Origin of the sequence: Pseudomonas psychrophila (genome assembly GCF_001043005.1) — a bacterium.
In the GTDB taxonomy this organism is placed as follows: Bacteria; Pseudomonadota; Gammaproteobacteria; order Pseudomonadales; family Pseudomonadaceae; genus Aquipseudomonas; species Aquipseudomonas psychrophila.
In genome coordinates this window covers 1,087,059-1,107,762 of sequence record NZ_JYKZ01000001.1, presented here as the reverse complement: position 1 = coordinate 1,107,762, position 20,704 = coordinate 1,087,059, and the positions used below count along the sequence as shown (strand labels likewise).

The following is a 20,704-nucleotide window of genomic DNA, read 5'->3' as shown; positions in this document are numbered from 1 at the left end:
TGATACGCGCTCAACCGCCAAGTTTGTCGTCAGGAATATTGAGCTCTATTCCACTGCGTCGACCTTCGCGCAGGATATGGCGACGCATCTCGGCGCTAGCCAGCGCACTGTTTTTCGCACGAATGGCGCGTACGACCGCCTCGTTTTCCTCAAGCCGTTCTGCCAAATGCTCGGGTGAATTGCGTAGCACTTGCGCACTTTGTTTGAGGGCATTGCTGGTTTGTTGCACCACGCTTTGGAAAATCGGGTTAGAGGTCAGGTTGAACAGTTCTTCGTGAAACGCGATATAGGCGTTGACTCCAGCCTCGCTGTCGTTTGCTTCCAGCGCTTCGCGCATGTCCATGAGCGTCAGACGCAACTGCCCCACCTCCTTGCTGCTAATCGACTGTGCTACAAGCCCCACGATAAATGGCTCAAGGGTGTAGCGCAGTTGCAAGATATCTTCCAGGCTTGCGTCGGCAACCGCATGCTCTTGGCTTTGAGTGCTGCTGGGATTTGCTTGCAGCACCACGACGCCCTTGCTGGGCATCGTGCGTACTAGCCCCAACGTTTCCAGAACAATGATTGCTTCACGCAAGCTGGGGCGGCTGATGCCCAGCTTTTCAGCCAACTCTCGTTGCCCCGGTAGCATTTCCCCGGAGCGCCACTCACCTCGTGCCAAGGCCGTTCTGAGTTTTTCTACCACTGAATTTACAACGGTTGACGAGGTGATCACTGTTAGCTCCATGAACATCAAAAAAGTTAAAAACCAGGTCTAGAATTCCTGCGGCCCAACGGCGACCATCGGCTTTAAAGGCTGGAAGGTATATCCCGGCTGTCCGGACAGCACTTTGTTGGCGCGCTGTACGTCGATGTCTTTTTCCCAGCGAGCGATCGCTACGGTAGCTACGCAGTTACCGATCAGGTTAGTTAACGCTCGACCGATGCCCATAAACCAGTCCACTGCCAGCACGAGTACCAAGCCCACCACTGGAATGGCCGGGATAGCGGTGAGGGTTGCGGCGAGGATAACCAAGGCTGAGCCGGGAATGCCGTGTGCGCCTTTGGACGTTATCAGTGACACCAACAAGATCGTCAGCAAATCTGTCATGGCCAGTGGCGTACCTGTGGCATTGGCAATAAAGACTATGGCCAGTGTCAGGTAAATCGAGAATCCATCGAGATTGAAGGAGTACCCGGTTGGAATTACCAGGCCCACCGTGGAGCTGCCTATGCCCAAATGCTCCAGCTTGCGCATGATTTGTGGCAAAACGGCGTCGGATGATGCCGTACCCAGCACGATGGTAAGTTCCTCACGCAAGTACTTGATCAATGGCCAGAGACGCAGGCCCGATGCGCGCATTACCACACCTAGAATCACTGAAACAAAGGCGGCACACGTCAGGTAAAACAAGCCGACCAGGCTGCCCAAGTGTTGCAGTGAGTCCAGGCCATAGGTGCTGGTGGTAAAGGCGATGGCGCCAAATACTCCGATCGGAGCCAGGCGCACAATCATGCCCATAATGCGGAAAATCACATGGCTCAGTTCGTTAATCAGCCGAGAAATTCCAGACGCTGCTTCGCCGACCAAATTCAATGCGCTGCCGAACAGTACCGAGAACAGCAACACTTGCAGGATGTTGTTGTCGGCGAAGGCGCCAATTACGGAGGTCGGAATCAAGTCCATCATGAACTGAGCGGTGGTGTGCATATGCTCGCTGCGTTGAGCAATGTCACCCAGGTTTGAGCTGGACAGTTGATCCAGATGGATATTGGCTCCGCTGCCGATTCCAGTGCTGAACGCGAAGACAAGACCGATGATCAAGGCAATGGTGGTCAGCACTTCGAAGTAGATCACGGACTTGAGTCCGATTCGCCCCACCTTCTTCAGGTCGCCAGCGCCACTGATGCCACTGACCACGACGCAGAACACAATCAGGCCGATGAGCATTTTGATCAGCTTGATAAAGCCGTCGCCCAAGGGTTTGAGGTGGGAAGAGTATTCGGGAAGGGTCAAGCCACAGACGACGCCCAAGAGGAGGCCGAGTACAACTTGAAAGAAGATTGAGCGCGAGCACCATCTGATCATTGGAGGAATCCTGGTAGTGTCCTGACAGCGATGCAGTAGGCATCAGCTTCAGAACTTAATTATTGTGGTCTTACCGGTATGTCCAGTTCATGCTCAGTGTAGGTGGGGGGTTTCACGATTATCAAGCAGATTTTCACGACTCGGCTGTTCCGGTATGACCGGTTGTTCGCAACCCCACGTGCTTGAGCCTTTAGCCCGTTTTAAAAAACGTCGCAACAGACCTGTTGCTTTGCGACGGCAGGCGTTCAGCGGGCAAAGTTGTGTGGGAGGGGGCTTGCCCGCGAGGGTATCGACACCGTTTACTTCAGGCACGCTGGCACCTGATTCGCGGGCAGACTCGTTCCCACCGGAAAAGTGGTGTTTTGAGTCCGGTTAATAAGGGACGTTTCTTTCGAGAATACTTAACATAAATACAGTTTTATTGCGGTCTGCTACTTCGGCCAGATAATGATGGGGTGAGCCTTTAACTTTCTGTATGCCTATAGATTTGTTGTGGTGAGTTTTGAGCGTGATAAGGGTCTGTTCTTTATGTAAGGTGGGTCCTGTTACAAGAGCGTTTTGTAGGTCAAACAGTGTGAAGGTGATAGGGTCTTTTAGTGTCGGGTTTTTCGCATAGAGTATGTCCCTGTAATGTTTGGCCAGCCTGTGTCGATCATACTTGCCCGTGTGTTTGATATGTATTTCATATCCTTTGCCGGTGTACCGGAAGTAAAGCGTGAGTGGCTCCTTGACCCCGCCGATGGCATGCGGCTGTATACCGACGGCCGCGGAGTCGTCCCTGGTCTGAGGTCGACCAGAGAAGAAACCCCCACTGGCAAACGAGTCAGTCACTATTATGGGCTGGCCGTAAAGTATCCCCAAAAGATCCAGGTTGTGGTTCGGTATTTGTAAGGTTGCTATAAAAGAGTGTTGAGTGTCATGAGTCATTGTCTGCGCTCTAGTGTGGGTGAGGAACATAGAGTTCAGACTAGGATGTAGATGCTCAGGAGGGGTGGGCTATATATTTCAAAATAAAAGAATCAATAAAAAGCCCGGCTAAAGAGCCGGGCTTTTATTTAGCTATTTACACTCAGTTGCCGTAGACCGGCAGCTTGGCGCAGATGGCTTTGACTTTCTCGCGAACGGCGTCGATAACGGCTTCGTTGTTGATATCAGCCAGGATGTCGCAGATCCAAGTGGCCAGTTCACGGCATTCTTCAACCTTGAAGCCACGAGTGGTAACAGCTGGAGTACCGAAACGCAGACCCGAGGTCACGAACGGGGAGCGTGGATCGTTCGGTACGGAGTTTTTGTTAACGGTGATGAACGCTTTGCCCAGTGCGGCGTCGGCGTCTTTACCCGAGATGTCCTGCTTGATCAGCGACAGCAGGAACAGGTGGTTTTCAGTACCGCCCGATACCACGTCAAAGCCGCGCTCGATAAATACCGAGGCCATGGCCTGGGCGTTTTTGACTACTTGTTGCTGATAAGCCTTGAACTCTGGTTGCAGAGCTTCTTTGAAGCACACGGCCTTGGCGGCGATGACGTGCTCCAGTGGGCCGCCTTGCGAACCCGGGAAGACTGCGGAGTTCAGCTTCTTCTCGATGTCGGCGTTGGCCTTGGCCAGGATCAGGCCGCCACGTGGACCGCGCAGGGTTTTGTGAGTCGTGGTGGTTACTACGTCAGCAAACGGAACCGGGTTAGGGTAAACGCCAGCAGCGACCAGACCGGCTACGTGAGCCATGTCTACGAACAGGTAGGCGCCAACCTTGTCAGCGATAGCGCGGAAGCGCGGGAAGTCCAGGATCTGCGAGTAGGCAGAGAAACCGGCCACGATCATTTTTGGCTTGTGTTCAACTGCCAGACGCTCTACTTCGTCGTAGTCGATCAGGCCGTTGGCATCGATGCCGTACTGGATGGCGTTGTACAGCTTGCCCGAGGACGACACGCTGGCGCCGTGGGTCAGGTGACCACCGTGTGCCAGGCTCATGCCCAGGATGGTGTCGCCAGCCGACAACAGGGCCAGGTATACAGCGCTGTTGGCCTGGGAACCGGCGTGTGGCTGAACGTTGGCGTAATCGGCGCCAAACAGTTCTTTTGCACGGTCGATAGCCAGTTGCTCAACCACGTCTACGTATTCGCAGCCGCCGTAGTAGCGCTTGCCCGGGTAACCCTCGGCGTATTTGTTGGTCAGGACCGAGCCTTGAGCTTCCATGACCGCTGGGCTGGTGTAGTTTTCCGAAGCGATCAGCTCAATATGTTCTTCCTGGCGCTGAGCTTCTTGCTCCATGGCGGCAAAAAGGTCGGCGTCGAACTTGGCAAGTGTCAAATCACGGCTGAACATGGCGGTCCTCAAGGATCGGGGGCAGAAAAGGAGGGCATTCTAACTCAATGGGTTTTATCTGGCATATGAATGCGATTCACGGTGATGAGATGCAGGATTCACGCTTGTAATTCATCACTTGCCGCTCGCAGCTGTTTGACCAGCAGATGAGCTGGCATCGGGCGACCAAACAGATAGCCTTGCACTTCATCGCAACCATGCTCGCGCAAGAAATCCAGCTGTTCGTGGGTCTCCACGCCCTCAGCGATTACCGCCAGGTTGAGGCTGTGGGCCATTGCAATGATCGCTCGGGCAATCTGCGCGTCCTGCTCGCCTGAGGGCAAGCCATCGACAAAGGTGCGGTCGATTTTCAAGACATCGATCGGGAATTGCTTGAGGTAGTTGAGCGACGAGTAACCGGTGCCAAAGTCGTCCACGGCAATGCTCAGGCCGAGGTTTTTAAGGCTGGCCAGAATGTGCAGGGCTTCGCTGACTTCGCGCATGAGGATACTTTCGGTCAGTTCAAGCTCCAGGCAGGCAGGCGACAGGCCGGTTTCCTTGAGAATGTTGGCGATGCGCGTGCCCAGTTGACCATCGGAGAACTGACGCGCCGAGATGTTGACCGAGACTTTGGGAACGCGCACTTTGGCCTGGTGCCAGAGCTTGAGCTGACGACAGGCCTCGGCCAGTACCCAGTCACCCACTTCGACCACCAGACCCAGTTCTTCAAGTACCGGGATAAAGTCGCCGGGCGGTACCAGGCCACGCCTTGAGTGGTTCCAGCGCAGCAATGCCTCAACGCCGGTGAGGCGTTTGCCGTCGCCGCTGAATTGCGGCTGGTAAAAAAGGATGAACTCTTGCTGCTCAAGGGCGTGTCGCAGGTCGCTTTCGAGCTCCAGGCGCTCAAGGGCACTGGCGTTCATGTCTGCTTGATAGAACTGGAAGTTGTTTTTGCCACGCTCTTTGGCGTGGTACATCGCGGTGTCGGCGTTTTTCATCAGTTGGCTGAGTTCGTTACCGTCTTGCGGACTCAGGGCGATACCAATACTGGCTGTGACGAAGAACTCGCGACTTTCAAGTACAAAGGGTTTTACCAGGCTGGCGAGGATCTGTTCGGCCACACTGATGGCCCGGTTCAAGGCCAGTTGGCGGGTTGAGCGGGGCTGCAGGAGCAGGGTGAACTCGTCACCACCCATGCGCGCCACGGTATCGTCGTCACCCACGCAGGCCAACAAGCGGATGGCCATGTCTTTGAGCATGCGATCGCCTGCGGCGTGGCCCAGGGAGTCGTTGATCGGCTTGAAACGGTCGAGGTCCAGGAACATCAGCACCACCCACGACTTGTTGCGTTCGGCCTGTTGCAGCGCAGTGTGCAGGCGGTCCTGAAACAGGGTGCGGTTGGGCAGGTGGGTCAGGGCGTCGTAATAGGCCAGGCGGTGAATCCGCTGTTCACTGGCCTTGCGCTCACTGATGTCACTGAAGAAGCACACATAGCTGGCCAAATCCCCCTCGTCATCGAGCACCGCCGTGATGCCGACCCACGCCGGGTAGTGCTCGCCGTTGAGGCGCTTGAGCCAGACCTCGCCTTCCCATGTTCCGTGCACATGCAGTTGCTTGAGCACATAAGTCAGGTGCGCGCGTTGCTGGGCATCAACGGTCAACATGCTGGGCAATTGGTCGAGCACCTGAGCCACGGCGTAGCCGCTGACCCGGCTAAAGGCTTCGTTGGCTTGCACGATATAGCCGGCAGGATCGGTAATCAGGATGGCCGACGTGGAATGCTCGAACACCGTGGCGGCCATGCGCAGGTCTTTTTCAGCACGACGTTGCTGACTGATATCACGACCAACGCCCAGAATGCCTTCGAAGCCATCGTTTTCATCCCACACAAGTACCAGACGCAGCTCAATAGGGACTTTATGCCCGTCGGCGCGTAAGCAGTCGAACAGGAATAACTGGGTTTGCACCTGGGCGCGCAGGGCGGACAGTTGTCGAGGCTTGTGCAGGGCGTCACGGATACGCTCGATCAGGTTGTAGATACCCTCCAGTTGCTGCGGGGTGGCGATAATTGACTGCCAGCCATGGTCGAACACCCACTGTGCGTCGTACCCCAACACGGTCTGTATGGAGGGGCTGAGGTAGTTCATGCGCAACGTGCTGTCGGTGGAGAAAATGACGTCACTGATGCTTTCGGCCAGCATCCGGTAGCGCTGCTCACTGTCACGCAGTGATTCACTGGCTTCGATCTGGTCGGTGACGTCTTTGGCTACACCGACGATGCGCGTGACTTGATCCCCGGTGTCACGGGCAAAGGCCTGCTCTCGGATATCAAAGCGCCGCCAGGTGCCCTGATGATGGCGAAAGCGCAGTTGGCACTGCATGAGGTGTTTATAGCCATCTTCCCGTTGTTGCTGACGCAACTGGTGATAACGCTCAGCGTCATCGGGATGCAGCAACAGCTCCCAAAAGTAAGCGCCCATTTCCTGCAGTTCGATGGCGCTGTAGCCCAGGGTTTGCCCGAGGTGATGGTTGCTGAAAATGATTCGCTGGCTGATCACATTTTGTACATAAAGGTGATCCGGCACGGTGCGCACCACATCCGACCAGAAGCTCTCGCGCTCTTGCAGGGACAGTTCGATCAGCTTGCGGCTGGTGATATCGCTGATGCTCAGAATGACCGCGTGATAATCCTGATGGTCGACAGGCAGTCGCAGCACCAGCCATAAATGCTGATCCCGGCCGCTGGCATCAGTCAGCTTTATTTCCAGTTCAAGTTGTTGCAGTTGATCCAGTACGGTTTCGACTATTTGATAGCCAATGGCCGAACGGGTGTGCGGGCAGCCGTTGATCAGTTTAAGCCAGGCGCCGTCCCCGGATTCGACCTCCAGCAGTTGCATGGCGACCTGATTGACCTCCGTGATGCGCAGTTGCCCGAATAATTGAGAACGATGCTCCGGGTGATCACTCAGCCATTGCTTGAGGTCATTACTGTTTTGGAGTTTTTCGCGCTCAAGAAACCCCGGCAAGCTGGACATGTCCAGCACGCACAGGGCCACCCCGGTGCCTTCGAAAATATCGTGATAGCGCCGGCGGCCTTCATGGAGTTGGCGTTGGCGGCGGCGCAGGTTTAGCAGCGCAATAATGGGCAATAGCGAAAACAGCAAGCCCAGCAGGCATTTGATGATAAGACCTGGTAGCAGTCGCTCAACCGCCTGGCGCTCATTGAACAGCCCGCGCAACTGCCAGTCACTGTGGTTGATGGGACTCAGTTGTACGGTGTCGCCTTCATCCTGCGAGCTCAGGGTTGAGCCTGGCGAAGTGGGGCTGTATGCCCGGCTCAGGACCTTGCGGGTTTTGGCGTTTTCGATCAGCCATTGTGGTCGACTGCTGCTGGCGTTCTGATGTGTCATGTTTTGCAGCAGATCCGGGCTCATGCGTAGCAGCCAATAACCATCGATATCGCCGGTGGGCTGGCGAAGCAACAAATAGAACACGCTGGCGTCATTGTTATTGCTGAAGTAATAGCCGTCGGTACGTTTTCGAGAGGGGTTTTGCCTGATCCAGTCAGTCAGGAAGGCCGCGTCGGGGCTGGTACCTGCGCTGTCGAGCAATACCTGCCCGGCAGTGCTCAGCAAGGCCAGGCTCTGGAGCGAGGGTATGGATTGACGCAGTTGAGTGACCAGTGCCTGTTGCTGGCGCAGGTTTTTCGGCGATGTATCGATGGGCAGCAGGTTAAAGGCTGTTTCGGCCCGCACTTCCATGCTCAGGCTAATGTGATCGGCCAGGTCGGCGCTGTAGTTGATGCTGTTTTGGCGCTCTTGTTGGAGCGTTTCCTGGAACTGCTCGATCAGTAACCAGAACAGCATGGCCAGCAGCAATAGCGCCAGGGCCGCCAATGCACTTTTCAACGTTCCGCGCACAGGCGTCCCCAGAAGTGGGCTGGACGCTTTAATCAGAGTGGGCGGGGTGACAATGGGCAACGTGTGATCCTGCAATTTGGCGGCAATGGCGCGAGGCCCCCTAGAGGCGTCAAGCATGCCTTGGGATGTGGCAAAGTGCCAGCCCTCTGGTCTGCACTGGTTTGCCCTGTTCAGCGCATTCAGGTAGATTCGGGCGTCTACATTTATGCTTTTTCTGCGAGCAGGCATTGATCTCGATCAGTCCCTGACCTACTGCTATGGCCTGATCCGGGCATTGCTCGCGCCTTATTCACCCGTCACTGACCCTAGGTTCTCCATGGCTCAATACGTTTTCACCATGCATCGGCTGAGCAAAGTTGTTCCGCCGAAGCGGGAAATCCTGAAAAATATCTCCTTGTCGTTTTACCCAGGCGCCAAAATCGGCGTACTGGGCCTCAACGGTTCGGGTAAATCCACCCTGCTGAAAATCATGGCAGGTGTCGACACCGAGTTTGACGGTGAAGCTCGCCCGATGCCGGAGCTGAACATCGGTTACCTGCCGCAGGAGCCGCAGCTGGATCCGAGCAAAACCGTACGCGAAGTGGTTGAAGAAGCCGTTAGCGTCATCAAGGATGCTCAAGCGCGCCTGGATCAGGTTTACGCAGAATACGCCGACCCGGATGCCGATTTTGACAAGCTGGCTGCTGAACAGGCCAAACTTGAGTCGATCCTGCAAGCGAGCGACGGTCACAACCTTGAGCGCCAACTGGAAGTCGCTGCCGATGCGCTGCGTCTGCCGGCCTGGGATGCCAAGGTTGAACACCTGTCAGGTGGTGAGAAGCGCCGCGTGGCCTTGTGCCGCCTGCTGCTGTCGGCCCCGGACATGTTGCTGCTCGACGAACCAACCAACCACCTGGATGCCGACTCGGTAGCCTGGCTTGAACACTTCCTGCACGATTTCCCGGGTACCGTGGTTGCGATTACGCACGACCGTTACTTCCTGGATAACGTGGCGGGCTGGATCCTTGAGCTTGACCGTGGTGCGGGTATTCCTTACGAGGGCAACTATTCGGGCTGGCTTGAAGCCAAGTCCGATCGTCTGGCTGCCGAATCCAAGCAGCAGTCGGCTCATGAAAAGGCCATGAAAGACGAGCTGGAATGGGTCCGTAAAGGCGCCAAGGCGCGTCAGTCGAAGTCCAAGGCACGTCTGCAACGCTTCGAAGAGCTGCAATCGCAGGAATTCCAGAAGCGCAGCGAAACCAACGAAATCTACATCCCGGCCGGTCCGCGCCTGGGTGATAAGGTTATCGAATTCAAGAACGTGTCCAAGGGTTACGGCGATCGGGTGTTGATCGACAACCTGTCGTTCGCCATGCCTAAAGGCGCCATCGTTGGCGTGATCGGCGGTAACGGTGCCGGTAAATCGACCCTGTTCCGCATGCTGATGGGCAAAGAGCAGCCGGACTCGGGCACCATTGAAGTCGGCGAAACGGTGCAACTGGCGTGTGTTGACCAGAGCCGTGACGACCTGGATGGCAGCAAGACTGTGTTCCAGGCGATTTCTGACGGTTCCGATGTGATCCGCATCGGCAACTATGAAATCCCGTCGCGTACCTATGTAGGTCGTTTCAACTTCAAAGGTGGCGATCAGCAGAAGTTCGTCAAGGACCTGTCCGGTGGTGAGCGTGGTCGCTTGCACCTGGCCCTGACCTTGAAAGAGGGCGCCAACGTGCTGCTGCTCGACGAACCGTCCAACGACCTTGACGTTGAGACCCTGCGTTCGCTCGAAGAAGCGCTGCTGGACTTCCCGGGCGCTGCCATTGTGATCTCTCACGATCGGTGGTTCCTTGACCGCGTCGCGACTCACATCCTGGCGTACGAAGACGACTCGCAAGCGATCTTCTTTGAAGGTAACTACACCGAGTACGAAGCTGACCGTAAAAAACGCCTCGGCGAGGCGGCCACCCAGCCGCACCGTGTGCGTCACAAGAAACTGGCCCAATAAGGTCGGTATCAAGAAAAAACGGAGCCCCTCGAGGCTCCGTTTTTTTTTGCAGAGCGATGTTGTCCCTGTGGGATCGGGCTTGCTCGCGATGCAGGCGACTCGGTCTCTCTGACGCGCCGTGGTGATGCCATCGCGAGCAAGCCCGCTCCCACAAAGGAATAAACGGCGTGTTTTTAGTGGTGCGAAACTGGGTACAAGAAGCTTTTTTTTGGTGCGCAAAAGCCCGTGAAATCGGCTTAATTTATATAAATGCACCATTTAAATTCATAACTGCGACATTTTGCGCTGTCACGGTGCCACATGAATTGATAAAGTTCCGGTCAATCTCTGTTTAACGACAATAAATTTGCCGAGAATTATCCATGATCGAATCCGTCGACCAGTTCCTTGCCCGCCTGAAAAAACGTGACCCGGACCAGCCTGAATTCCATCAGGCGGTTGAAGAAGTCCTGCGCAGTTTGTGGCCGTTTCTTGAAGCCAATCCGCATTACCTTACTTCAGGAATTCTCGAGCGTATTTGTGAACCTGAGCGAGCGATCGTGTTCCGTGTTTCCTGGGTGGATGATGAAGGAAAAGTGCGGGTTAACCGTGGCTTCCGTATCCAGATGAACAGCGCCATTGGCCCGTACAAGGGTGGTCTGCGGTTCCATCCCTCGGTGAACCTGGGCGTTCTGAAATTCCTGGCTTTCGAACAAACCTTCAAGAACTCCCTGACCTCGTTGCCGATGGGCGGCGGCAAGGGCGGCTCTGACTTCAACCCCAAGGGCAAGAGCGACGCCGAAGTCATGCGTTTTTGTCAGGCCTTCATGAGCGAGTTGTATCGCCACATTGGTTCGGACGTTGATGTGCCGGCCGGCGATATCGGTGTCGGCGCCCGTGAAATCGGCTTTATGTTTGGTCAGTACAAACGCCTGAGCAACCAGTTCACTTCAGTGCTGACCGGTAAAGGCATGAGCTACGGCGGTAGCCTGATTCGCCCAGAAGCTACGGGTTTTGGTTGCGTGTACTTTGCTCAGGAAATGCTCAAGCGCAGCGGCCAGCGTATTGATGGCAAGCGTGTTGCAATCTCTGGCTCCGGCAACGTGGCGCAGTACGCAGCCCGCAAGGTTATGGACCTGGGCGGCAAGGTCATCTCGCTGTCGGACTCCGAAGGCACGCTGTACTGTGAAGCCGGTTTGAGCGAGGAGCAGTGGGAAGCGCTGATGGACCTCAAAAACGTCAAGCGCGGGCGCATCAGCGAATTGGCCGGGCAGTTCGGACTGGAGTTTCTGGTTGGCCAGCATCCGTGGAACCTGGCGTGCGACATCGCGCTGCCATGCGCCACCCAGAACGAACTGGACGCTGAAGCGGCTCGTACACTGCTGAGCAATGGCTGCGTGTGCGTGGCAGAAGGCGCGAACATGCCGACCACTCTGGAAGCGGTCGATCTGTTTATCGAAGCCGGTATTTTGTTTGCACCGGGTAAGGCATCCAACGCCGGTGGTGTGGCAGTGAGCGGTCTGGAAATGTCGCAGAACGCCATGCGTCTGCTGTGGACGGCGGGCGAGGTGGACAGCAAGCTGCATAACATCATGCAATCGATCCACCATGCGTGCGTTCACTACGGTGAAGAAAACGGCCGAATCAACTACGTCAAAGGCGCGAACATTGCGGGCTTCGTCAAAGTCGCTGACGCGATGCTGGCTCAGGGCGTGGTGTAAGCCGGTTCCGTTGTTCTGTGGGAGCGGGCTTGCTCGCGATGCAAGCGACGCGGTGTATCTGTTGCATCACGTCGATCCAATCGCGAGCAAGCTCGCTCCCACACGGTCTCTATCTAGTTGGCAAGCGCCGTGTGCTCAGCCAGCTCCTGCTCGATAAAGGCTGCAATCATGGCGCGGTAAACGTCCTCGGTGACGTTCGGGTTAGCGCCCAGCTCTGAGGCCAAGCCCCGGACTTTTGCAATCACTTGCTCAACCCGCTGGGGAGCCCGCACCGCATCGCTGTCTTTTTTAAAGCGCGCTGCTTGCGACACGTAGGCGCCGCGTTCGGCGATCAAGCCGACAATTTGTCGATCCAGCCCGTCGATTTTCTCGCGCACCTGCTCAAGGGAATCACAGTTAACAACCATGTTGTAAAAACTCCTTTTAGTAGTGATACCACTTCAACTCCAGCATCACTTCGTTGATGGGGGTGGTCAGCTTGCTGAACTCACGCTGTGCGCTCAGTCGCAAGCCCAGATTGCGTGAAATTTCCCATTGCTGATTCAGGCTGAGGCTGCGGCGGACTTCGCCGTTGGTGAAGTAATCACCTTTGGCTTCGAGGCTCAGGTTGCCCACCGGATTGCGCCACAGGACGCCTGTGTTAAACCCTGCCGCCGGTGAGACAAAGGCAGCGAAATCGTTGTTGTGCTCCACGCGCAGGGTGCCCAGGGCGAAGCCCAATACGTTCTCGCCCAACTGCCAGGTCCCTCCCGCGCCCCCATTGACGTGGCTGACAAGATTTTCGTCGCCATGCTTGCCGATTACCCGTTCCAGACCACCGCCCACTTGCCAGGACCAGGGTTGCAGCAAGGCATTACGCGGGGTCAGGGAGCGGATATTGGCCAGATCCAGCTGTTGAACTTGCCATTTATTGCCTTCGTACTGACGCACTTTGAGCTGCAGGATTTCAATCTGCGCCCCTAGCGGGAAGCCCGGTGCGTTGTCGTTCAGGTCGTGGTAGGCCATGCGCAGGCCGTATTCGGCAAACGCCTTGTCGTCACGACTACCGGCTCCCAGTTGCCAGGTGCGCGACTCGTGGCCGTTTTCGGGCAGTTCGGGTTTTTCGACGTGCAGTTCGGGGGCAGGGTTCTGGTTGATCGCGCGCAGCAGTTCGAAGCTGCGCTGGGAGCGCGCAGGATCGCGTTCAAGACCGTTGGCCCGGTAGCGTTCAAGACGATAAGCCGCGTCGATAATCAGTGCCTGACGTTCTTTTGGCAGCGCCTTGAAGGTCGGGTTTTGCAACTGGGCCTGATCGGCGCTGATCTGCAATACCCATTGCTGTTCTTCAGGGTCGATGGCTTTGGCGCGATCCAGCAGCTCACGTTCGCGGGACGGACGGTACTCGATGCTTTCGACCAGCCCGGCTTCCTTGACCGCTTTAACGGTGTCGGTAGGGATCGCGGTCAGCGGGAACTGGGTGGTCAGTTGCAGGCCCGGGCGTGCCACTTGCAAGAGTTCCAGCAGGCGGTACGAGCAGTTTTCGTCAAAGAAAAAATAGTCGAACTGGATCTGTTTGAGCTCCCACACATGTTCGACCATGCGCTGGGTTTCTTCGGGTGTCAGATTGAGCCGGTATTCCCACAGATCACGGTTTTCGAGACTGCGGTACTCGGAGAGTTTTTCCTGGTAGGGCACCAGCGCGAACAGACCGGGGTAGCCGCCGGCCAGCCCTTTCCAGGCGTACAAAATGCTGTTGTCGGAACCTTCGATATAGGCGCCGAAATTGATTGCGTAGCTGAGCAGGGCGGTCTTGTTGTCCTGCACATCAGCCTGGTCGATACGCAACAAAGTATGGCCAAACATCGAGGACGGGCTGTTCAGGTAAGCCGCCGGGAAAATCATCACCGTGCTGTGAGGCGCTACGTCCTTGAACCATTGCGTGAACTCTGCGCATTCGGCCTTGGGCAGGTCGTTCAGGTTCAGTTGGGCCTTTAGCCAGCGGGTGCGGGCGGGGTAGACGCACTGCGGGTGTTTGTCCCCCAGGCTCAAGGGCGCATACAAGGCCTCGACGGTGGCACGCAGTTCGGCGTCCGGGTGGTGCGCACCCTCGGGGGCCAGAAAGAATTTGTCGTCGCTGACATAGCTTCGCCAGCCGCTCAGTTTGCCGGCTTCATAGTGTCCCAGAGAGATCCAGAACGGGTCGTTGGCCAACTGCTGAACACGTTGATCGTCGATGTGGGGTGCGGCATACAGCGGGGCGCAGGCACAGAGCGCCAGATAGGCAAGGCGTTTGAGCATGTTCGGCAACTGTTGTCAGACGAAGAGAGTTGAAGCAGGAGAATACCCGCTCCGAGAGGAGCGGGCAGATCTCATTTACTACGCAGCAGTGGCGTACTTGGCCAGGCGAGCATCGCCTTTGAGGATGGCCAGGGTGTTGTTGTGGACATCTTCAGCCGTTACATCGGCCTTGCTGAAGATTTGCTGGAAGTGCTCATGGGTGACGGCGGCAAAGTGCGCGCGATCTTCAGGTGCGACGCCCAGAACCACCGCGTAAGTGGTCAGTGCTTCGCCATTGCCTTTGGCCATGTCTTCGGACAGCTCGTTGATCATGCCATTCATGGCAATCCACGATTTGCCGCCGTAGGTCAGGGCGTCCTTGGTGGTACAGCCGTTGGTGCCGGAGGTCATGCCGAAGGTGGCGTTACCGGACGTGCCGTTGGTAGTGGATGCCAGGAAGTGAGCAGGGGTGCCGCGCTGACCTTCAAACAGCATGTTGCCCCAACCGCAGTTCGGACCGCCCGGGGCTTGCGCCATGGCATTGAGGGAAACAACTGTAAAGAGAGTACCGAGAAGAATCCGTTTCATAAGCTTTGTTCTCTATATGTGTGCAACCAATGGACAAGGGTTTCTGGCCCTGAAGCGCCAGTACGAGCCGGTTATGCCTTCCAGCCGCGTAACAGCTTGGAGTCTAGGCACGATCGGCAGGTTCCGTGGTTTTTTGTAAAACAATCTCTGTTGGCGCACATTTTTTGCCCGTAAATACGATGGTGCGAGCTTTCCCGTGTTGTACGCCTTGCCAGTGGTGTACAGCCAGCGCCAGAATGCTGCAATCTGCCCCGCCCGATGTAAGGAAGCCCGATGCCTGATTCTGTTGCCACCAGCTTGCGTCTAGCGCCTGATGCGCTAACCCGTCCTTTCTCTGCTGAACAGTTCAGCTTCTCGAATACCAATGATTTAGAACCTTTTCGCGGCATTCTCGGCCAAGAGCGTGCGGTCGAAGCCTTGCAGTTTGGCGTGGCCATGCCACGTCCGGGTTACAACGTATTTGTGATGGGCGAGCCGGGTACGGGTCGCTTCTCATTCGTCAAACGCTACCTCAAGGCCGAGGGCAAACGCCTGAAGTCCCCGAGCGACTGGGTGTACGTCAATAATTTTGACGAACCACGTGAGCCGCGCGCCCTGGAATTGCCTTCCAGCAGCGCGGGTGCGTTTATTGCCGACATCAACCACCTGATCGACAACCTGCTGGCGACCTTCCCGGCGGTGTTTGAACACCCGACTTATCAACAACGCAAAAGCGCAATCGACCGAGGCTTCAATCAGCGTTACGACCGTGCGCTGGATGTGATCGAGCGTTTGGCTCTGGAAAAAGGCGTTGCGCTGTATCGCGACAGCAGCAACGTTGCATTCACCCCGATGAGTGATGGCAAGGCGCTGGATGAGGCCGAGTTTTCGCAATTGCCTGAGGCTGAGCGTGAGCGTTTCCACGAGGATATTTCCGAGCTGGAAGAGCGTCTGAACGAAGAACTGGCCAGCCTGCCGCAGTGGAAGCGTGAGTCGAACAACCAACTGCGTCAGTTGAACGAAGAAACCATCACCTTGGCCTTGCAGCCGTTGCTGTCGCCGTTGTCGCAAAAATACGCCGAAAATGGCGCGGTCTGCGGCTACTTGCAGGCCATGCAGGTTTACTTGCTGAAAACCGTGGTCGAGCAATTGGTCGACGACAGCAAGACCGACGCCCAGGCGCGCAAGCTGCTCGAAGAACAGTACCTGCCGAGCCTGGTGGTGGGCCAGCCACTGAGCGGCGGTGCGCCGGTGGTATTTGAGCCGCACCCTACTTACGACAACCTGTTCGGCCGTATTGAATACAGTACTGATCAGGGCGCGCTGTACACCACGTACCGGCAATTGCGCCCTGGCGCGCTGCATCGTGCCAATGGCGGTTTTTTGATTCTCGAAGCCGAGAAGATGCTCAGTGAGCCCTTTGTATGGGATGCCCTCAAGCGTGCCCTGCAATCGCGCAAGTTGAAGATGGAGTCCCCGCTGGGCGAGATGGGCCGTCTGGCGACCGTCACCCTCAACCCGCAGGTCATTCCCTTGCAGGTCAAGGTCGTGATCATTGGTGCCCGCCAGCTGTATTACACGCTGCAAGACCTTGATCCGGACTTCCAGGAGATGTTCCGGGTGCTGGTGGACTTCGACGAAGATATCCCGATGGTCGATGAAAGCCTTGAGCAGTTCGCTCAGTTGCTGACCACCCGGACCTCAGAAGAAGGCATGGCACCGTTGACGGCCGATGCGGTGGCGCGCCTGGCGACCTACAGCGCCCGTTTGGCCGAGCATCAGGGGCGTTTGTCGGCGCGTATTGGAGACCTGTTCCAGTTGGTCAGCGAGGCGGATTTCATTCGTCATCTGGCAGGGGATGAGATGACCGATGCCGGTCATATCGAACGTGCGCTCAAGGCCAAGGCCACGCGTACGGGGCGTGTGTCGGCGCGCATTCTTGATGACATGCTGGCAGGGATCATTCTGATCGACACCGATGGCGCGGCCGTGGGCAAGTGCAACGGCCTGACCGTGCTGGAAGTCGGCGACTCGGCCTTTGGTGTACCTGCGCGGATTTCCGCCACGGTGTATCCGGGAGGCAGTGGCATCGTCGATATCGAACGTGAAGTTAACCTGGGGCAGCCCATTCACTCCAAGGGCGTGATGATCCTGACCGGGTACCTGGGCAGCCGTTACGCCCAGGAGTTCCCGCTGGCGATTTCGGCCAGTATCGCGCTGGAGCAGTCCTACGGTTACGTCGATGGCGACAGTGCATCGCTGGGTGAGGCCTGTACGTTGATTTCGGCCCTGTCCAAGACGCCGCTCAAACAGTGTTTTGCCATTACCGGCTCCATCAACCAGTTTGGTGAAGTGCAAGCGGTGGGCGGAGTTAACGAGAAGATCGAAGGCTTCTTCCGACTCTGCGAAGCACGGGGGCTTACAGGCGAGCAGGGTGCGATTATCCCGCAGGCCAACGTGGCAACCTTGATGCTGGATGAAAAAGTGCTACAGGCGGTGCGTGACGGCAAGTTCCACGTATACGCGGTGCGTCAGGCCGATGAAGCGTTGAGCTTGTTGGTGGGTGAACCTGCCGGGGAGCCTAATGAAGAGGGCCAGTTCCCCGAAGGCAGCGTCAATGCTCGCGTGGTAGAGCGGTTACGGGTAATTGCTGAGATGATCAACGATGATGACCTGAAGGAAGCCGAGAAGGAGTTGCTGGCTGAAGTCCTGTCAGCCACGAAACCCGCCTGAACCCCAAGCCTGTAGATACTCTGTTCCAGGTCAAGCCCCAGTGGGAGCGAGCCTGCTCGCGAATGATCTTCGCGAGCAGGCTCGCTCCCACGCTTGAAGTATCTCTGTAGCCGTTGCCGAAGGCTGCGATAAGGACGCTGGGCCTTCGCTCCTGGCAAGTGAGGGGCTGCTTCGCAGCCCATCCCAGCCTGCGGCAGCGGCTACAAGGTAGTGGGAGCTATGCATAGTCGCCAGTCGATCAAGCCGTTGGTCATTGGCGACTTTTCTTATGCGTTTTTTCTTCTATTCTCAGGGCATGGACTCCACTGTCGTCACCGGACGATGCAGCCCGTAGTGTGCGGCTGAAGACAGGATCTACCGAGGGTCGCCGCCATGTCGCGCAACCTTTGTCTCACTCGCCAATGCTTGGGCCTGGTGACTCGTATTGAATGCAGCATTCGACCGCTGGCAGGCAATAACGGGATGTGGACGCTACTGTTTGCTGCAGGCCTGGCAGGTGAGCAGCCCTCTACCATCAAGGCGCAAGGCCCGTTTCCCGGCCCGTTCGTGGCTGAAACCATTCTTGAATCAATCGTAGAAAGCCTGACACTGCATGGCTATCGGCTCGCGGACGATCCGCAGATCTGGTGCCTGCATGTACAGGCCCAGCTGCGTCAGATCAATGGCGGGCGCTGCAGCGCGTCCCACTAGAGCGGCGGTTTTATTGGGGCATGCTGGCTTGCGGAGCTTTGTCGAGTTTGACTTCAAAACCATATTCGACGGGGTTCAGTGCTGTGCGTGCATAGCTTTCCAGTTGAGTTGGCTGGCCATAAAAGTAATGCACGTCGAATGCGGGCGGGCCATCGGGCTCGTCACTATGGCGCACCGCTATGACTTCCTTCAGGTAGTTGCCCGTTCCATCCTTGGCATAGAAGCGCCAGGCCTCGGCCGGGAACACTTTTTGATCAACGATCAGGGTATTACCCTTGAGCTCAAGGCCTTTGGGCAGGTGTGTGACCTCCAGTACCTGTTTGTCTATGTCAGCGATAAACAGGGGGATTGAGCCCACGGCATAGGCCGGTGTTTCGGGGAACAGATTCAGGTCGTAGGTGATGACGCCTGCCTCTGGGTCCACATCAAAGGCTTCGGTGGGCAGTTCGAGTGGCTCACTGCGATTACCTTTTTCGTCTTCGGCAAAGAAGGTCACGGGTGCGTCAGATCGTTGCGGTAGCGCCCCGAGCATTTCGTCGTTGAAGGTGGCGGGGTGGCTGAACTCCAGGGTTGCTGCGCTGGCGTCGTCCACTGACTGGCTGATCACTACGCTCTTCTCCAATTGCTCGGGGTCAAGGGTGGCGTTCTTGAGGTAGTTGGCGGCCTGGTCGTCGTACACCACAACGCTGATCGGTAGTGGCTGAATGTCTTTGCCCACTACGGCCTTGTCAAGTTTGAGCACTGGCAGGTCGAGAGACTTGCGGGTGAGATCGGCCGTGGAGAAATCGAGCACGTTGATATCGACATGTTTCACCGTGCCGTTGAAGTACACCTTGCTGTAATGGTGGGGGTGCTTCTGATCAAAGGCTTTTTGCTCGTTATCCAGTTGCTGCTCGAACGCATCACTCCAGGCTGTTTGCTTGAGCATCTCGGCCAGTTGCTGCTGATAAAAAGCCAGTTGCTCGGGATTTTCGTTGATCGAGCCTGAGCGCGACAGGAACTGCCCGGAGTGGTCGCGGGCCTGAATGATTAGCGGGTTTAGCGGAGTGTCTCGCACTTGCTCTGCCAGTGGGGCGCTGTTGACGATATCCACTTCGGCATAGTTCTGACCCAGTGCCAGCAGGGTCACGCTGATGGTCCCGTCAGTGCGGGTCTTGCCCATATCTTTGGCGTCCAGGTTGAAGTTGACGACCTTGCCCGGCGCGATAACTTCGACTTTGCCGTGAAGGATGAGGGGTTGAGGCTGTTGTGTGTTCTCGACCTCAATCCCGTCAATGTAAGGGTAAGTGACGGTCAGATCGTCCGGATTGCTCAGGTTGGCGCTTGAGGGGCTTAGCTGGATGCCTGGATCGGTTTCAGACCACTCTGGAGCGAAGGGCACCACTTGCTTGTTGCTCAGCGTCACAGACTGCCATTCCAGCGCGTGGGGGAAGGGGAACTCGGACGCGCTATTGAGCGGGAACGGGAAAACGGGCTCCAGGTCGGTCAAGTAATCGGAGCTTGTGTTTTTGCGCAGCACAAACAGACCGTTGATGTAGGTATCGCTGAGCGCCTGGCTGCTGGGGTAATGCTTGAGCAGCGCAAGGTCGTCCGTGCCGTATTCGGTCTCAACGGGTTTGTCTTGCAGCTTGAGGCGCGCGCGCTCCAGCAACAGCAAGGAACCGCCCAGGTCGGCGATTGCATCTTTGAGCTGTTGATCCTTGATGGTGTCCAGGCTCTGTTCAAACGCGGCGCTGCGTTCTTCCAGGCTGGCCTGCTGGTGCTCGTCGTCAGGCGAGCAACCGCCAATGGCGAGCAACGTCATCGAAAACCCAAAACAGGCCAAGGGAAATCGCAGATACATGGTTCGGTTTTCCTGTCCGTAAACGATGCTTGGGAAATGGACACTAGCAGAAAATGTTTTTACAGGCTGTTTCGAAGCCTTTAACTAAGGCGTTTTCTCACTGATATACTCGCGCCCATTTTTTTAATTCCTGTGAGATTCAATGGAACGCTTTATCGAAAACGCAATGTACGCCTCGCGCTGGATTCTGGCGCCGATTTACTTCGGGCTCTCGCTGGGTCTATTGGCTTTGGCGTTGAAGTTCTTTCAGGAAGTGTTTCACGTAATCCCCAACGTGTTCGCGTTAAGTGAGTCGGATTTGATCCTGGTCATTTTGTCGCTGATCGACATGGCGCTGGTGGGCGGTCTGTTGGTGATGGTGATGATATCCGGTTACGAGAACTTCGTTTCGCAACTGGATATCGACGACCACAAAGAGAAGCTCAGCTGGTTGGGCACCATGGACTCGACCTCGCTGAAGATGAAAGTGGCGGCATCGATCGTGGCAATCTCCTCAATCCACTTGCTACGGGTGTTCATGGATGCACGCAATATCGAGACCGAGTACCTGATGTGGTACGTGATCATTCATATGACCTTTGTGGTATCGGCCTTCGCGATGGGCTATCTGGACAAATTGACCAAACACTGACGCTTAGCCC

14 protein-coding genes are annotated in these 20,704 nt (G+C 56.4%); 5 read left to right on the top strand and 9 right to left on the bottom strand.

Annotated elements, in window-relative coordinates:
• Nucleotides 1–10: 10 nt before the first annotated feature.
• From TU76_RS05130 to TU76_RS05110, 5 genes are all read right to left on the bottom strand, one after another.
• Nucleotides 11–715: a FadR/GntR family transcriptional regulator gene (locus tag TU76_RS05130; protein ID WP_019824050.1), complete on the bottom strand. Its 705-nt coding sequence runs from the start codon at nucleotides 713–715 to the stop codon at nucleotides 11–13.
• A gap of 39 nt (nucleotides 716–754) precedes the next feature.
• Nucleotides 755–2,068: a C4-dicarboxylate transporter DctA gene (locus tag TU76_RS05125; protein WP_019824048.1), complete on the bottom strand. Its 1,314-nt coding sequence runs from the start codon at nucleotides 2,066–2,068 to the stop codon at nucleotides 755–757.
• A 372-nt stretch (nucleotides 2,069–2,440) separates the two neighbouring features.
• Nucleotides 2,441–2,995 carry a hypothetical protein gene (locus tag TU76_RS05120; protein ID WP_046808598.1) on the bottom strand — a complete coding sequence of 185 codons (555 nt, stop codon included), beginning with the start codon at nucleotides 2,993–2,995 and terminating at the stop codon, nucleotides 2,441–2,443.
• A gap of 142 nt (nucleotides 2,996–3,137) precedes the next feature.
• Complete coding sequence (gene glyA, locus TU76_RS05115) at nucleotides 3,138–4,391, bottom strand: serine hydroxymethyltransferase (RefSeq protein WP_019824044.1); 1,254 nt, start codon at nucleotides 4,389–4,391, stop codon at nucleotides 3,138–3,140.
• 98 nt (nucleotides 4,392–4,489) lie between these two features.
• Entirely contained in the window at nucleotides 4,490–8,350 is a 3,861-nt protein-coding gene (locus tag TU76_RS05110) for a sensor domain-containing protein (RefSeq protein WP_048351194.1), read from the bottom strand.
• A 256-nt stretch (nucleotides 8,351–8,606) separates the two neighbouring features.
• Here TU76_RS05110 and ettA point away from each other — a divergent pair, with 256 nt between their 5' ends.
• Nucleotides 8,607–10,274 carry an energy-dependent translational throttle protein EttA gene (ettA, locus tag TU76_RS05105; RefSeq protein WP_019824039.1) on the top strand — a complete coding sequence of 556 codons (1,668 nt, stop codon included), beginning with the start codon at nucleotides 8,607–8,609 and terminating at the stop codon, nucleotides 10,272–10,274.
• Nucleotides 10,275–10,636: 362 nt separating this feature from the next.
• Nucleotides 10,637–11,974, top strand: a complete 1,338-nt coding sequence (gene gdhA, locus TU76_RS05100; RefSeq protein ID WP_019824037.1) for an NADP-specific glutamate dehydrogenase — start codon at nucleotides 10,637–10,639, stop codon at nucleotides 11,972–11,974.
• A gap of 113 nt (nucleotides 11,975–12,087) precedes the next feature.
• On the opposite strand, the gene TU76_RS05095 is transcribed toward gdhA, so the two are convergent.
• The 3 genes from TU76_RS05095 to TU76_RS05085 form a co-directional block, all read right to left on the bottom strand.
• Nucleotides 12,088–12,381 (bottom strand): chorismate mutase, encoded by a 294-nt coding sequence (locus TU76_RS05095; protein WP_019824036.1) that lies wholly within the window; start codon nucleotides 12,379–12,381, stop codon nucleotides 12,088–12,090.
• Nucleotides 12,382–12,397: 16 nt separating this feature from the next.
• Nucleotides 12,398–14,251, bottom strand: coding sequence for an Lnb N-terminal periplasmic domain-containing protein (locus TU76_RS05090; protein WP_048351193.1), 1,854 nt, complete (start codon nucleotides 14,249–14,251; stop codon nucleotides 12,398–12,400).
• A 78-nt stretch (nucleotides 14,252–14,329) separates the two neighbouring features.
• The gene (locus TU76_RS05085; RefSeq protein ID WP_019824032.1) at nucleotides 14,330–14,818 is read right to left on the bottom strand and encodes a DUF3015 domain-containing protein; all 489 of its coding nucleotides are present in this window, start codon (nucleotides 14,816–14,818) and stop codon (nucleotides 14,330–14,332) included.
• Between the two features lie 273 nt (nucleotides 14,819–15,091).
• Between TU76_RS05085 and TU76_RS05080 the strand changes: the two genes are divergently transcribed.
• Together TU76_RS05080 and TU76_RS05075 are read left to right on the top strand one after the other, a co-directional pair.
• Entirely contained in the window at nucleotides 15,092–17,530 is a 2,439-nt protein-coding gene (locus TU76_RS05080) for a Lon protease family protein (RefSeq protein WP_019824030.1), read from the top strand.
• A gap of 372 nt (nucleotides 17,531–17,902) precedes the next feature.
• Nucleotides 17,903–18,220: a PA4575 family protein gene (locus TU76_RS05075; RefSeq protein ID WP_019824029.1), complete on the top strand. Its 318-nt coding sequence runs from the start codon at nucleotides 17,903–17,905 to the stop codon at nucleotides 18,218–18,220.
• A gap of 10 nt (nucleotides 18,221–18,230) precedes the next feature.
• Here the strand turns inward: TU76_RS05075 and TU76_RS05070 are convergent, their stop codons facing one another.
• Nucleotides 18,231–20,063 (bottom strand): hypothetical protein, encoded by a 1,833-nt coding sequence (locus tag TU76_RS05070; protein WP_048351192.1) that lies wholly within the window; start codon nucleotides 20,061–20,063, stop codon nucleotides 18,231–18,233.
• Nucleotides 20,064–20,205: 142 nt separating this feature from the next.
• On the opposite strand from TU76_RS05070, the gene TU76_RS05065 reads away from it, so the two are divergent.
• Complete coding sequence (locus tag TU76_RS05065) at nucleotides 20,206–20,694, top strand: TIGR00645 family protein (RefSeq protein ID WP_019824027.1); 489 nt, start codon at nucleotides 20,206–20,208, stop codon at nucleotides 20,692–20,694.
• Nucleotides 20,695–20,704 lie beyond the last annotated feature (10 nt).